Source organism: Faecalicatena sp. (assembly GCF_058819085.1).
Map to the genome: position 1 here is coordinate 1 of NZ_JBZUUL010000009.1, position 14,205 is coordinate 14,205.

Below are 14,205 nucleotides of genomic sequence, written 5' to 3' on the forward strand. Positions count from 1 at the left end.
GCTGGGTCAAGGGTGGCGAGGCCGGGACCTATGGCTTGTCAAAACGGCTCGAGGCGATCCAGATCAAGATTGCATAAAAAATAGCCCGGGTCCATCTGGCCCGGGCATGAATGTGGTGGGAAAGGAACTAAAAATGGTTGAGGAGTTTTAGTTCCTTTCTATATTATTTAACAATTCTATGTATAAAAACTTACGCATTATTCAAAAAATCATCCAGAGCAGTTTTCGCATCTGACAGCTCGTCAAAATAGCCCAGATGAACTTGCTTTTTGTTTATGATAGGAACAACACGCCATTTTCGCTTTTCTTTATCCCAGATTATATACTTTATTCCAGATATCTTTCCCTCTTCTGCGCGCCGTTTCTTACTCAGTTTTCTTTTACCTTCCTTTATTTTATCCTTGTTATTATATTTCCATTCAAGCGATTGTTTATTGTCTATTTCTTTTAAATGTTTCGCTCCACATTCGTAGCAAAAGCGTGTCCCTCCACCTGTCTTTATTATATTTTTGCCGCATATTTCACATTTTATGGTTGATCCAAGCGGAATATAATTTGGGGTTTTCATTTTCTCTTTACATCTTTTGCTTGCTACCTTTGCCCTTTCGGCGCGGCATTCTGGGCAATACCAGGCGCGAGGGCCTCCGATAAAAGTACATCCGCAGGATCTACAAGTGCGTGGCAACATATTTTTACTCATATCAGATTCCTCACATCACACATGATACTGTTCAGAGTTTCAGTGGTGGTTCTTTTCTGTTTCAATAGCTGGAATAACTTTCCAGCCTTTATATGTACAACAACCATACTTTCCACCGAGCATTGCTCTTTTAGCACCACTTATTCCAGTTCTAACATTAGTAAATTCACGGCTATCAGGATCGCATCCAAATAGTTCTTTTCCGTTCTCGCGAAGCCAGTGGTTCAGTGAGCGAAAGTAATAGTGTTTTCCTTCTGGACTTATCAAGTGCCATTCTATGCAGTTTTTCTCTGCTATCTTTCTTTTGGTTATATTATTAACCTCATGTCCTGTTTGTCGAATCGATTTTAATTTCTTGTCACATTCAGGGCCACAGGTTTCTTTTTTGTGATATGCAACAAACTTCTTTCCACATATGACACAGATCCCTTCTATTTTATTATTCTTAATTCTTTCCAGATCCTTCTGTCTTTGTCCGAAAAGTATTTCTGACTTACATTTCGGACAATACCATGAGTGGGAAGAACCATTGTACTCTAATCCACACTTTTTACATTTTTTTATCATTATAATAAATCCCTCACATCACATTCTAAAACTTCTGCAATGGCGATAGCGTTCCGCAAAGTCATATTTCCGCAATCACTGGATGCAGATTCATAACGCTGGATCTGGCGTATATTTACGCCTGATTTATCAGCAAGTTCTTTTTGAGTAATTTCCGCCGCAGTACGCTGATAGAGTAGACCATTGATCCTATTATTATGGCAGTCAAGCCCTCTGTTTACCATAGGGCATATGCCACACATTCCGTCTGTTCTTATGCAATCGTGATATCTTTTCATTATGCCAGTACCTCCAATACTTCGGCCTCTCTTATGATTATTTCTCCGAGATCTTCACCATATTCGCCATAGTATCCGGCAATTATGGCTACGTGATCACCAAAATATGTTTTTGCAAGCTCTGCATCATCAAGGTTTACTGCACATGTTCCGTCCAACTCTTCATCAGTGCATTCGCCGTCAATCCAGACATAAGAGCAGTCAAGGATTTCACCATCTGTAAATTCATTTTCTTGAACTCTTACGCCGATAAAATCATAAGCATATTCATCTTTGATTTCCTCTATTCTGTTCATGATGTCTTCGATTGCCTCTAATTTTGTCATTGTGGTGATCCCCTTTCCTTATCTTTAATTACATTATACGCTAATATTAGCGTAAAGTCAAGAAGAAATTGACAAAAATGTTACATAATGTTATAATGCAACTAAGTTTTTAATAAACTTGTCGATTGGATTATTTCCGATCGTGGATTGAAACATTAACTGAATCGTTTAAACGAAAATAAAAACTGCTATTCATTTTGAATTGAATAGCAGTTTTTATTTTATGAAAGATCATTTCTTTTTTGAAGGATATAATCACGACTATATCCAAACCTCTCGATCGCGGATATTACTGATTCCACGGCAGTGGCTCTTGTCTCAAAATTATAAAAAGTTCCTGAAAGACTAGCAATCCATGTTTGTCCTCTTCTGAACACTCCATAGTCTCTAGTTTCATCTTTAAATTTTATCTCCCGTGCCGCGGATTCCGCACCATCTTTAGTTTCATACCACGGACTTTTATCCATAACAGGAGAATTATTCCAAACAGCACCACACACTCTATATCCGCCTTCTGATTTAAAAACTTCATATTTTTCCATATTCTAGTTTCTTCCTTTCTATTGATATATGGTAAAGATTTATATATTTTCATTTTCAACAAAATTGTGTTATAATTTATTTGATGGGGAGCGGTGGCAAGCCCGCCCTCCCTGTTTACCCTATTACTATTCGCTTTTTTCCTCCCTTGGTTTCGCATCTACAATCCTTCTTATCAGCTCCAGTATTTCATGTTCCGTGTGACCTTTTTCGTCACACCATTCGATAACTTCCTTGATTTCTTTTTTGTCCATCTCTTCCATAAGATCTCCTTTCAAAGATTGTTAAGTGTTGCTTGCCTCTCTTAACTATCTTTATTATATAGTATTCGTACGAATATGTCAAGCTTTTCTGATAACTATTGCCTCATTTTCGAGAGAAATTATAACTTCTTTTTCCTCTTGCGTAATTCCAAGAGCTTTTATAAATTCTGGTGGGAGTGTTATCCTTGCCATAATCGCGTTCTTACTAGCCGTACCGCCAGGCTTATTAAATAATACTTTTCTTTTTACATTTTCCATATTTTCCATAAATAATCCTCCTTATATATATTAATATACGATATTGGAACGAATAAAACAATAGAATCATGACATTCGTACGAATTGCACAAAAAGTATTCAGAAGATTTATTAAATATGTCAATTGTTTTCGTTCGTACGAATATGATATGATTCAATTAGAAAGTAAGGAAAACAAAAAGCGAAGGAGCGAGAAAGGATTATGAATAAGAGATTAAGAAAGAAAATCAATGACAGAAAAGTTTACCCAAACGGTAAAATCAAAAAAAAGAAATTAAACAAATTATATATCAAACTTGAAGATATGCCAAACAGAGTATGGGTTTTCTTCTACGTGAGTGGTCAACATGTTCATTGGGGAATGGACAAAGATGTTGCCATAGATGTGATAAAAGAAGGATACATTCGGATAGGTGAAAAAAAAGTCCACCGTTTCTTAATGACCGATTTAAATTTGATGGTAATTGCAAACTACGATTGGAACGCAGATATAACGATTCAGGGAGACTGGGCTGAGGCCGAAGGTCGATATATATATCTAAAAACCAAAGGGGCATATGATTATGACCCCAGAGTAGAAGGATTCCCTAATGGTGAAATTTATTGTTACAGTAAAAGGCTTGTAGGGGAAACTGTGAGTATTAATGAGAATACATATACTTTAACCGATAAACAAATATATGATGACAATACATTTTCTGTAATAGCCACATCATCGGATCAATGGCTATATCAAATTGACTATTATGTAGAAGAAAATCTCTATATGGATACGTTGAAGACTGAGATCAAACAGTTAAATTTAAATAATCCTGAACGTATATATAAAATAGATCAGACGGATGAATGGAGCAGAGAATATATATATATCCAACCGTGGCAAGACTTTTTGAATTCTCTAAAAAACAGGTACGGATCTATAATTTGTAATGATGAATACATTTTGTCTGGTATACCGTCTATTCGCCAGCGTGATAAAGGATACCAATTTTTTTCCACGGCATTTAAAGTGCATGATGAGGTGACAATCCTTAGTATTCCCTCTCCAGAGGGTAATATTGGGGATGGGCACCCTTACTATAAGGAATACAGAATTTGGTGGTATTCATCAGACAATTTGTATGATCGCGAAAAATTTAAAGAAGTTGAGGTATTTCTGGAAAGTGTGAGTGTATACAGATACAGCTATATTCACAAGCCTTAAAAACAGTCTTTTCAATCAACCTTATGGAAAACGAACGGGAAACTAAATCTTTAAAATAAAAACTGCTATTCGATTCAAAGTGAATAGCAGTTTTTATTTTCGTTTTAAAAACGATTAAGCTAATGTTTCAATCCACGATCAGAAATAATCCAATCGATAAGTTTCTTTAGAAACTTGTATATATTATAATATTAATGATCTCTTTAGTCAATGTGAATTTTATATCACTAAATCGCAATATACAGATTGCCAATGATAAAATTGACAAGCGTTCACTTACTAATGTGGACTCTATCAATTTTAGCTACGATAATCAGAATGCATTTGCCATTGATTTTAACCTGGCGAATGGACATGTAGCCAAACTGGTCATTGAAAATACTGGGTTAAGATATATATACTCCGATGGCACAAATTGGGATACAATCTGGAGCAAATAGCTTAAATCTGATATATCCACATCCTTGCGAATTGCGTGGTTTTAAAGGTTATTGTCAACTTATGGTTTTGGACTGCAAATGTGTTTACATCTTTTTCAGTCCCTAGCAATGTCTTGCTCCATCCGTTATTACGCATGTAAAGCAGATACATATAAGGAGGGTAGACGCCATCACTGCCATTAAGGTTTCTGACAACTACGATATACATTCTTTCAGCTTCGAGGTTGACAGAATTTGTCATTGACATGCCACCGTTTGTGCCTGTGCTGGAAGAATCCACGTACTTAAAACTACCCAGTAGCCCATTCGTGGTTTGAATATTGCGATTTAGTAAATGATCAGATATAGATTTTGGTGTATCAATATATCCTTATTTACAATACTGATATATGTAATTTTAATCTTAAATAATCCCAAATAGCAATCATCGAATTTTAACGGTTAGTAACACGTTAGTAACAAACAGATTCAGGAAAGCCTATATTTACAGTGGTTTTTATTTTTGGCTTTAACTGCTGGTTAATTTTGTTAACAGAATTTAACGACCATTCTATTGTTAACGCACCTGATGTCTGTTATCCTGAAAACAGAAAGAAGAAATAAAATGGAAAAGCGGGCGGGAGAAGCTTACGGATATATCGTTATGTTTATATCTTTATGTATATACCGCTGCTTTAGGAGGCGTTTATGAAGATACATGAGGTGATCAGGAAGAACAGGAAGGAGCGTGGCTTGACCCAGGAGGAACTGGCAAAGTATTTAGGAGTATCTACTCCGGCCGTGAATAAGTGGGAGAAGGGGTTGAGTTATCCGGACATTACATTACTGCCGGTACTTGCGGCGTATTTTAATATTTCCGTAGATGAACTGCTGGGATATGAACCCCAGATGGTGAAGGAAGATATCAGAAAGCTGTATCATGAGATGGCCAGGAGATTTGGAAGCGAACCATATGAGACGGTGAAGGCAGCTTGTGATGAATATATCAAGAAGTACCATGCATGTTTTCCTCTGCTTATGCAGATGGCAGTACTGCTCCTTAATCATTTCCAGCTTGCACCAAATCCGCCGGAAGTTCTGGAAGAAGTGAACCAATTGCTGGATTGCGTGATTGAGAATGGGGAGGAAATAAGAGTGATAAAAGAGGCCATGATGCTAAAAGGAAGCTGTTGTCTGATGATGCAGAAGCCGGAGGAAATCTTAGATATGCTGGGTGAACAGGTGCAGGCGATTCCCCAGGACCAGGAGCTGCAGGCGATGGCCTTTCAGATAAAAGGAGATTCAAAAAAGGCAAAGGCCACACTTCAGGTTGCTATGTATCAGCATCTGCTGACCTTGATCGGGGATACGACAGTATATATATCATGGGAGCAGGAGGCTTCGGAAAAGACAGAGGAGATCATCAGGCGTACATTGGAGCTGATGGATTTATTTCATGTGGAGCAACTGCATTTTAATGTGGCTGCCCAGGTCTATCTGACATTTGCCCGGTATGAATGCATTGCTCAGAGGCCGGAGAAGGCTTTGGAATTTTTGGAGCGTTATGCAGGATGTATGATGGCAGAGAAACTGCCGCTCAAACTGCATGGGGATTCCTATTTCGATAAGGTGGATGACTGGCTGGAAGAACTGTCTTTGGGAAAGGAAGCACCTACAAGTGAAGAGAGATTGAAACAAAATGTTTTACAGTCCGTCGCAGGAAATCCGGCTTTTGAGTGCCTCAAAGAATATCCACGGTTTACGCGTCTTATAAGACGTCTGGAGGAATACTGCGGGAAAACAGGTTAGTAGAATATATGGGGTAATGGAAGTTTAGAATAGGAGGTTTAGTTATGAATAATTTGGGGTTGTTTTTGGAATATCTGCCGTTATTCATCCCGATATTGGTTATAGAATTGATCTTAATGCTGACGGCGCTGATTCATGTTCTGCGGCATTCAAACTATCGGTTCGGGAATAAGGCTGTCTGGATTCTGGTCGTGGTATTTATTCAGATCATCGGTCCGGTGGTTTATTTTGTTTTTGGAAGAGGGGAAGAGGAATGAACATACTTGAAATAGAAGACTTGAAGAAAAGGTTTGGTTCCCATCAGGTCCTGGAGGGCTTGACCATTCAGGTACCCGAGCATTCCGTTTTTGGTTTCCTTGGGAAAAACGGAGCGGGAAAAACAACTACTATGAAGATCGTGCTGGGGCTTCTTAAGGCAGATCGTGGTGAAATCCGTGTGCTTGGTGAAAAGGCAGTTTATGGACAGACAAAGACAAACCGCTTTATTGGCTATCTGCCGGATGTGCCTGAGTTTTACAGTTTTATGAATGCGAAAGAATACCTCCGGCTGTGTGGCCGTATTACAGGAATGAGCGAAAAAGAAATCCGGGTAAAAAGTGATGAGCTTTTAGAGCTTGTGGGATTAAAAGGTGTGGGAAAACGGATCGGCGGTTATTCCAGGGGAATGAAGCAGCGGCTTGGGATCGCACAGGCATTGTTCAATGAACCGAAGCTTTTGATCTGTGATGAGCCGACTTCCGCCCTCGACCCAGTGGGCCGGCGGGAAGTGCTGGAAATCATGGAGCAGGTCAGAGAGAAGACAACGGTTATTTTTTCCACACATGTGTTGTCTGATGTAGAACGGATCTGTGACAGGGTGGCGGTCCTGAATGACGGGAGGTCTGTTATGGAAGGAACGCTGGAGGCGATTAAGGAAAAACATAAGAAAAATAGTCTCCTGATCGAATTTCCAAGGAGAGAGGTCCTAAAACAGTTTATAGACGAGCCGGTGTTTCGAAGTCTGCTGTCCCGGTCAAAGACGGAGGGCAGTCAGGTCATCATCCATGCGAAGGATATCGAGCAGACAGAGGCGGAGCTGATCCATGGGCTGAATGAGACAAGACTTATGCCGTCCCGGCTGGAGATACTGGAACCGACCCTGGAAGGATTATTTATGGAGGCAATACAATGAGAGCATATGCAGCATTTACAGCAAAAGAGTTTACAGAGTTTACAAGGACATATAAGCTGATGATTATCGGACTGGTATTTCTCCTGTTTGGGATTATGAGCCCGCTGGCAGCCAAGTTTATGCCGGAGCTTTTAAGCAGCTTCATGCCGGAAGGAATGCAGATCACAATCTCAGACCCAACAGCCCTGGATTCCTGGATGCAGTTTGAAAAGAACATCTCACAGATCGGTCTGTTTGTAGTTGTTATTCTGATAAGCGGGATGATGGCAGGCGAGTATTCGCGGGGGACGCTGATCAATGTGCTGACGAAGGGACTGTCCAGAAGGATTGTGATACTTTCCAAATTTACCGCAGCAGTACTGTTATGGACAGGGGCTTACCTGGTATGCTTTGGCACAGCATATGTATATACTTGGTTTTACTGGCGGAAAACCGTCAATATGCCAGGGCTTGCAGAAGCTGTCTTTGCATTATGGCTTTTTGGTGTATTCCTGATAGCGGTTACGATTCTGGGAGGGGTACTTGTCAGGACCTCTTATGGAACACTGCTTTTTACTGGTTTGGCAGTAGTGGTGCAGTTTCTTTTGAATATGTTGCCTAAGGCCGAAAAGTACAATCCTATCCAGCTGGCAGCAGGGGGGACACCTTTGCTGCAGGGGCAGCTGGAGGCCGGAAGTCTGGTGAAACCGATGATCGTGGCAGGAATCTGTACAGTGGCGTGTGTGGCTGCGGTGTGCGTAGTTTTTGATAGAAAGAAATTGTAGGGGAAATTGATAAAATTAGAATATTCTGAAAACGGAGCGCAAAGGGGCCTGACCCCTTTGCGCTCCGTTTTCAAAAGTGATGGAAAACTTCCCACATCAGTAGTATAATCAGATTACTACTATTACTTCAGGAGGAAGACGAAGATGATTTATTTCAATTGTGATTATAACGAGGGTGCTCACGAGAAGGTGATGGAGCGTCTGAACATGACAAATATGGAGCAGACAACAGGGTACGGAGAAGATGAATACTGTGAGCAGGCGAGAAATGTGATCCGGCGGCTTTGTAATGATGACAGTCTGATGGTTCAGTTTCTGGTGGGAGGCACCCAGGCGAATATGACGGTGATCGCGGCGGCTCTCAAATCCTATCAGGGTGTCCTGTCTGCGGATACAGGTCATATCAATGTGCATGAGACCGGAGCGGTGGAATCTACCGGACATAAGGTGATCGCACTACCGTCTGTAGACGGGAAGATTACGGCAAAGCAGGTGGAGGATGCATACAGAAGCCACGTGGAGAGTGACAGCTTTGAGCATGAGGTTCAGCCGAAAATGGTTTATATCTCCAATCCTACCGAGCTGGGAACCATCTATAGCAAGGCGGAGCTGGAAGCGTTGTCCGGGGCATGCAGGAAAAACGGCCTGTATCTGTTCATGGATGGGGCAAGGCTTGGCTATGGCCTGACTTCTAAGGAGAATGATCTGGATCTGGAGACGATCGCGCAGCTGTGTGACGTATTTTACATCGGCGGGACAAAGGTAGGAGCGTTGTTCGGTGAGGCAGTCGTTATTTCAAATCCGGCACTCAAAGAAGATTTCCGCTATATGATCAAGCAGAAGGGCGGCATGCTCGCGAAAGGAAGACTGCTGGGAGTGCAGTTCCAGGCGCTTTTAGAGGACGGCCTTTATTTTGAGATTTCAAAGCACGCCAACGAGCTGGCTGAGGAAATCCGCAGTGCGTGTATAAAGGCAGGCTATCCGTTCCTGGTGGAAAATCCAACCAATCAGATTTTTGTGATCCTGCCGGATGAAAAGCTTGCACACCTACAGGAAAATTACAGCTTCTGTTATCAGGAGCGTGTGGATGAGACACATAGTGCGGTTCGTATCTGCACAAGCTGGGCTACAAGCAGGGAAAATGTACAGAAACTTGTCGGCGATATTTTAGGATAAGGGGAGCTTTATGAAAAAAGAAGAAACAAGAAGCGATGTGTGGCGTGAACTGTCAGACTGGCTGAAGATCATAATTATAGCAGCCGCGGTCGGTGTCCTTATCAGTAAGACTCTGGTCGTAAATGCTCAGGTCACTTCCGGCTCCATGGAAAATACAGTGATGACGGGAAGCCGGGTGCTGGTAAGCCGCCAGGCATATTTGTTTCATGAGCCAGAGCGGGGGGACATCGTCACATTTTATTGCCCGGATGAGCCCAAGACAGAATATATGAAACGCATCCTGGCACTTCCCGGGGAGACCATTGAGGGAAAGGACGGCGTCGTATATATTGATGGAAGGCCGCTTGAGGAGCCCTATATTGAAGTGAAATTTGAACAGGATTTCGGGCCCTATAAGGTGCCAGGGGCTTCTTATTTCATGATGGGGGATAACCGGAATAATTCCTGGGATTCCAGATTCTGGGTGAATAAGTATGTGAAAAAGGAAGACATCATCGGGAAGGCAGAGTTCGAGTATTTCCCGGAGCTGAAAGGTTTCTTTTAAGGAGGAAAACATGCAGGTGTTTTTTGATTGTTCCCTGTGGGGAGTGGAAAAAAGTCGTCCCTGTGATACTGTACAGACTGTGAATGCCGGGTTTACTGCAGGAGGGTTAAAGCGGGTGATCCCTGTTATTTATCATTTTGAGCAGGGGATCGTGTTTGATATTCTGACGATCATAGAGATCGAAGCTGTGAAGGCATATTATGAGAAATACCGGGATTTGGAAAAAATGGCAGGCGGATTGTCAGATGCCATGGAACAGAAGATCAGGCAGGAAAATCCCTGCCAGGGGGTAGAGATCCAAGAGATAAGCCTAAATGGCGGCTCCGGGATCCAAGAGATATGCAAAAGCAGCAGATGGCATCTGCCGGGCTTTGAGGAGGCCATGGAGGATCAGGACGTCAAGGAGCTTATCAATGGATTTCCAGACTACTTAGAGGAAGACAGCTGTTTTTTCTGTGAGAGAGTACTGGTCAAAACAGCGGAAAGCTGGGGAAAGAAACCATTGCATGCGATGGAGATCAAAACAAGGAGGCAGTACAGGACAGAGACTCTTGAATGGGAGTCAGAGATCTTACCGGGAGAAGAAGCCTGTTTGTCGTTTATTCATCCCGGCACCCAAAGAAGGCATCAGGTTTTCGTTTACGATACAGAGGCGGCAGACAGTTCGGCCCTGAATACAGAGTTCTATTTTTTTACGGGAACAGCAGAAATTGTACCCCCTCTGCCGGAAGGAGACCGTCTTATGTTTGACAGTTCTATTTCTTATGTGAAAAGCAGAAGGAGCGGGAAAATGAAAGCCGGTTCTGCTTCGGTCATAGGCGGGTGCTCAGGGCCTGTTGCGATTGCAGTATGTGGGACGGAAAATCAAAAGGCGCGACATGGAGGAGAGATACAGTCATGCTTTTCCAAACTATTCCAGAGCAGGGAGGAAGCAAGAAGCATTTTCTATATTACCGGACTGGAATATATGGTAAGAGAAGGAGAGACAATCCCGGTTTTTAGAGAAGAGAGAAGATAGGAGCAGGAAGTTTCAGGAAAGGTTTTAAGAAAAGCCGCTTCCGTCTTTTGGGGAAGCCGGCATCAAGACAGGAGGAAGATATGAAGATATTAGTGGTAGTTGACATGCAGACGGATTTTATAGACGGTGCACTGGGAACAAAAGAGGCGCAGGCTATTGTGCCGAATGTGATCGACAGGATCCAGAATTTTGACGGCAGAGTTCTGTCTACCCGCGATACCCATGAGGAAAACTATATGGAGACGCAGGAGGGAAAGAAGCTTCCTGTTGTCCATTGTGTCAAAGGAACACCGGGCTGGCAGATCCATCCCCAAATCGCACCATATCTTAAGGAGACGCCGATCGATAAGCCTACTTTTGGGAGCCTGGGACTGGGACAGGTCTTAAAAGCATATCATACCTATGAGGAGCCGATCGAGAGCATCACCCTGATCGGAGTCTGCACGGATATTTGTGTGATCTCCAATGCTCTGCTTCTAAAGGCGTATATGCCGGAGGTGCCGGTTATTGTAGATGCATCCTGCTGTGCAGGTGTGAGCTATGAGACGCATAAGCAGGCGCTGGAAGCAATGAAGGTATGCCAGATCGAGATTATAAACGAGTAAACAGGCTGCAGGAGGCCTTGCAGTCAGAAGGCAGTCAGACGGCTTATGTATAAAAAAAGGAGGACTAGCAGATGAATAATTTTCAATATTATACACCCACAAAGGTGGTCTTTGGGAAAGAGACAGAGGCAGAAGTGGGCGAATTGGTCAGGGAATGCGGATGCAAAAGGGTTCTGGTCCATTACGGAAGCGGGAGTGTAAAAAGAAGCGGCCTGCTTGAGAGGATCTTACAATCCTTGGAAAAGGCAGGGGTTTCCTATATCTCACTGGGCGGCGTGGTGCCGAATCCACATTTATCACTTGTATATCAAGGCATTGAGCTCTGTAAAAAAGAAGCTGTAGACTTCATTCTTGCAGTAGGTGGAGGCAGTGTGATCGATTCTGCAAAGGCCATCGGGTATGGTGTGACGAATGAAGGGGACGTATGGGATTTTTATGAAAAGAAGAGGACGGCAAAGGCCTGTCTTCCTATTGGTGTGGTCCTTACGATCGCAGCAGCCGGCTCCGAGATGAGTGATTCCTCTGTTATCACGAAGGAGGAAGGCTGGATCAAGAGAGGGTACAGCAGTAACTACTGCCGCCCCAGGTTTGCGGTGATGAATCCACAGCTTACGATGACGCTTCCGGAATACCAGACCATGAGCGGCTGTGTGGATATCATGATGCATACCATGGAGAGATATCTGAACCATACAGAGAATATGGAGCTGACAGACGGGTTCAGCGAACATCTGATCCGTACGGTAATGAAGAATGCGAAAATACTGCTTGATACACCGGACTGTTATGAGGCCAGGGCCGAGGTGATGTGGGCAGGAAGCCTTTCCCATAATGGGCTGACTGGCTGCGGTACAGATGGCGGAGACTGGGCAACACATCAGCTGGAGCATGAGCTGGGCGGGATGTTCGATGTAGCCCACGGTGCAGGTCTGGCAGCAGTCTGGGGAAGCTGGGCGAGATATGTGGTGGAGGAAAGGCCGCAGCGCTTTGCACAGTTTGCCGTGAAAGTAATGGGTGTGGCAGATACAGAGGATGTGATGCAGACTGCACTGCGCGGGATCGAGGCTATGGAAGCGTTTTTCCGTTCTATAAAAATGCCGACTACGATGCAGGAACTTGGAATTACACCGAGTGATGAACAGATAAAAGAATTGTCCAAGAAGTGCAGCTTTTTCGGAAAAAGGACCATCGGCTGTGTAAAAGTCCTGGATCAGGAAGACATGCGCAGGATCTATATGAACGCAAGATAGAATGGTCTGTTGGGATAAGGAGCATAAAGCAGGCGGCCGGAAAAGGTGCCGAAGGAGCAGCAGAATCACAGGAAAACAAATCAGATGGAGTGACATAATAAATGAAGGAAAATAAATATGATGATTCTGTATTTTTTGAAAAATACAGTCAGATGAGCCGTTCCAGGGAAGGGCTGGATGGTGCGGGAGAATGGTATGAGATGCAGAAGCTGATGCCAGACTTTAAAGGGAAACGGGTATTGGATCTTGGATGTGGTTACGGATGGCACTGTTTCTATGCAGCAGAGCATGGTGCAGAATATATCCTGGGAACGGATATTTCTCAAAAGATGCTGGATACCGCAGGGGAAAAGAACAACTTCTCTAATATTGAATTTCAGCAGGCGGCCATGGAGGATCTGGATTTTGAGGCCGGGAGTTTCGATGTGGTACTTAGTTCTCTTGCGTTCCATTATGTGAGGGATTTTAAAGAGCTGGCAGCGAATATCAGCAGATGGCTAAAGCCGGGCGGGAATTTTGTCTTCTCGGTGGAACATCCTGTATTTACCGCCTATGGCACACAGGACTGGTATTATGATGAGACAGGAAAGATCCTGCATTTCCCGGTGGATAATTATTATTATGAAGGAGAACGCAAGGCAGTCTTCCTGGGGGAAAGGGTGACCAAATATCACAGGACACTGACAACCTACCTGAATACCCTGTTAAACTGTGGGCTGCAGATCAAACAGATAGTGGAGCCGATGCCGCCGGAAAATATGATGGACATTCCGGGAATGAAGGATGAAATGCGCAGACCGATGATGCTTCTCGTGTCTGCGGCGAAACCAGAATAAACAAGACAGAGGGACATAAAAACGATGTTAGAAGAAGAGATAAGGCTGGCCCTGGTGGATGAAATGCCTATAGAAGCCAGGGCGTTTAAAGACGAAGTGATCACAGGGAGCCTGGCACGGAAGGTGGAATTTGTTTCAGCCCGGTTTGAACGCTGCCGCTTTGTGGACTGCGACTTTACCGGCGCTGGTTTTTATCAGACGAAGCTGGAAAAATGCGATTTTTCCAACTGCACTTTCAGCGGAAGTTACTGGAAGAATTCTGAGATCACGGAATGTAAAGGAAACGGCAGCAGATTTGATAAGGCAGTATTTAAGAGCGTAGTTCTGTCGGAAAGCCAGTTAAACCTGGCAAATTTTGGAGGCAGCCTTTTTGAGGGAAGCAAAGCAGAGATGTGCAGCTTTCGGGAGGCATTTTTTTCAGAGGTGAAGCTAAAGAAGACCAAATTTGAAAAAAATGCCTCCCGAAAGCTGCACATC

Annotated in this window: 20 protein-coding genes; 13 read left to right on the forward strand and 7 right to left on the reverse strand. The window is 43.3% G+C overall.

Annotation, left to right across the window (positions count from 1 at the left end):
- Positions 1 to 77: hypothetical protein (locus AC4OGX_RS05505; protein WP_493329003.1), on the forward strand; the 77-nt coding region annotated here is incomplete at its 5' end.
- A gap of 113 nt (positions 78 to 190) precedes the next feature.
- Here AC4OGX_RS05505 and AC4OGX_RS05510 read toward each other — a convergent pair.
- The 7 genes from AC4OGX_RS05510 to AC4OGX_RS05540 all read right to left on the reverse strand — a co-directional run bounded on the left by AC4OGX_RS05510 (position 191) and on the right by AC4OGX_RS05540 (position 2,941).
- Positions 191 to 700, reverse strand: coding sequence for a hypothetical protein (locus AC4OGX_RS05510; RefSeq protein ID WP_493328981.1), 510 nt, complete (start codon positions 698 to 700; stop codon positions 191 to 193).
- Between the two features lie 39 nt (positions 701 to 739).
- Entirely contained in the window at positions 740 to 1,267 is a 528-nt protein-coding gene (locus AC4OGX_RS05515) for a hypothetical protein (protein ID WP_493328982.1), read from the reverse strand.
- Positions 1,267 to 1,491, reverse strand: coding sequence for a helix-turn-helix transcriptional regulator (locus AC4OGX_RS05520; RefSeq protein ID WP_493328983.1), 225 nt, complete (start codon positions 1,489 to 1,491; stop codon positions 1,267 to 1,269). Before AC4OGX_RS05520 ends, AC4OGX_RS05515 begins: the two co-directional genes overlap by 1 nt.
- Before the next feature lie 53 nt (positions 1,492 to 1,544).
- A complete protein-coding gene (locus AC4OGX_RS05525) occupies positions 1,545 to 1,871 on the reverse strand; it encodes a hypothetical protein (RefSeq protein WP_493328984.1) in 327 nt (108 codons plus the stop codon).
- A gap of 221 nt (positions 1,872 to 2,092) precedes the next feature.
- A complete protein-coding gene (locus AC4OGX_RS05530) occupies positions 2,093 to 2,413 on the reverse strand; it encodes a hypothetical protein (RefSeq protein WP_493328986.1) in 321 nt (106 codons plus the stop codon).
- Between the two features lie 126 nt (positions 2,414 to 2,539).
- Positions 2,540 to 2,674 (reverse strand): hypothetical protein, encoded by a 135-nt coding sequence (locus tag AC4OGX_RS05535; RefSeq protein ID WP_493328987.1) that lies wholly within the window; start codon positions 2,672 to 2,674, stop codon positions 2,540 to 2,542.
- Between the two features lie 78 nt (positions 2,675 to 2,752).
- Entirely contained in the window at positions 2,753 to 2,941 is a 189-nt protein-coding gene (locus AC4OGX_RS05540) for a hypothetical protein (RefSeq protein ID WP_493328988.1), read from the reverse strand.
- A gap of 193 nt (positions 2,942 to 3,134) precedes the next feature.
- On the opposite strand from AC4OGX_RS05540, the gene AC4OGX_RS05545 reads away from it, so the two are divergent.
- The 12 genes from AC4OGX_RS05545 to AC4OGX_RS05600 all read left to right on the forward strand — a co-directional run.
- Entirely contained in the window at positions 3,135 to 4,136 is a 1,002-nt protein-coding gene (locus AC4OGX_RS05545) for a hypothetical protein (protein ID WP_493328990.1), read from the forward strand.
- Positions 4,137 to 5,263: 1,127 nt separating this feature from the next.
- Complete coding sequence (locus AC4OGX_RS05550; RefSeq protein WP_493328991.1) at positions 5,264 to 6,364, forward strand: helix-turn-helix domain-containing protein; 1,101 nt, start codon at positions 5,264 to 5,266, stop codon at positions 6,362 to 6,364.
- A 44-nt stretch (positions 6,365 to 6,408) separates the two neighbouring features.
- Entirely contained in the window at positions 6,409 to 6,621 is a 213-nt protein-coding gene (locus AC4OGX_RS05555) for a PLDc N-terminal domain-containing protein (protein ID WP_493328992.1), read from the forward strand.
- Positions 6,618 to 7,535, forward strand: coding sequence for an ABC transporter ATP-binding protein (locus AC4OGX_RS05560; protein ID WP_493328993.1), 918 nt, complete (start codon positions 6,618 to 6,620; stop codon positions 7,533 to 7,535). The genes AC4OGX_RS05555 and AC4OGX_RS05560 overlap by 4 nt, the downstream gene beginning before the upstream one ends.
- Entirely contained in the window at positions 7,532 to 8,299 is a 768-nt protein-coding gene (locus AC4OGX_RS05565) for an ABC transporter permease (protein ID WP_493328994.1), read from the forward strand. Before AC4OGX_RS05560 ends, AC4OGX_RS05565 begins: the two co-directional genes overlap by 4 nt.
- Positions 8,300 to 8,443: 144 nt before the next feature.
- Positions 8,444 to 9,475 carry a threonine aldolase family protein gene (locus tag AC4OGX_RS05570; protein WP_493328995.1) on the forward strand — a complete coding sequence of 344 codons (1,032 nt, stop codon included), beginning with the start codon at positions 8,444 to 8,446 and terminating at the stop codon, positions 9,473 to 9,475.
- A 10-nt stretch (positions 9,476 to 9,485) separates the two neighbouring features.
- Positions 9,486 to 10,019: a signal peptidase I gene (gene lepB, locus AC4OGX_RS05575; protein WP_493328997.1), complete on the forward strand. Its 534-nt coding sequence runs from the start codon at positions 9,486 to 9,488 to the stop codon at positions 10,017 to 10,019.
- A 10-nt stretch (positions 10,020 to 10,029) separates the two neighbouring features.
- Entirely contained in the window at positions 10,030 to 11,037 is a 1,008-nt protein-coding gene (locus AC4OGX_RS05580) for a hypothetical protein (protein WP_493328998.1), read from the forward strand.
- 80 nt (positions 11,038 to 11,117) lie between these two features.
- A complete protein-coding gene (locus AC4OGX_RS05585) occupies positions 11,118 to 11,642 on the forward strand; it encodes a cysteine hydrolase family protein (protein WP_493328999.1) in 525 nt (174 codons plus the stop codon).
- Positions 11,643 to 11,713: 71 nt separating this feature from the next.
- Positions 11,714 to 12,892 (forward strand): iron-containing alcohol dehydrogenase, encoded by a 1,179-nt coding sequence (locus tag AC4OGX_RS05590; protein ID WP_493329000.1) that lies wholly within the window; start codon positions 11,714 to 11,716, stop codon positions 12,890 to 12,892.
- 101 nt (positions 12,893 to 12,993) lie between these two features.
- Positions 12,994 to 13,728, forward strand: coding sequence for a class I SAM-dependent methyltransferase (locus AC4OGX_RS05595; RefSeq protein WP_493329001.1), 735 nt, complete (start codon positions 12,994 to 12,996; stop codon positions 13,726 to 13,728).
- A 24-nt stretch (positions 13,729 to 13,752) separates the two neighbouring features.
- Positions 13,753 to 14,205: pentapeptide repeat-containing protein (locus AC4OGX_RS05600; protein ID WP_493329002.1), on the forward strand; the 453-nt coding region annotated here is incomplete at its 3' end.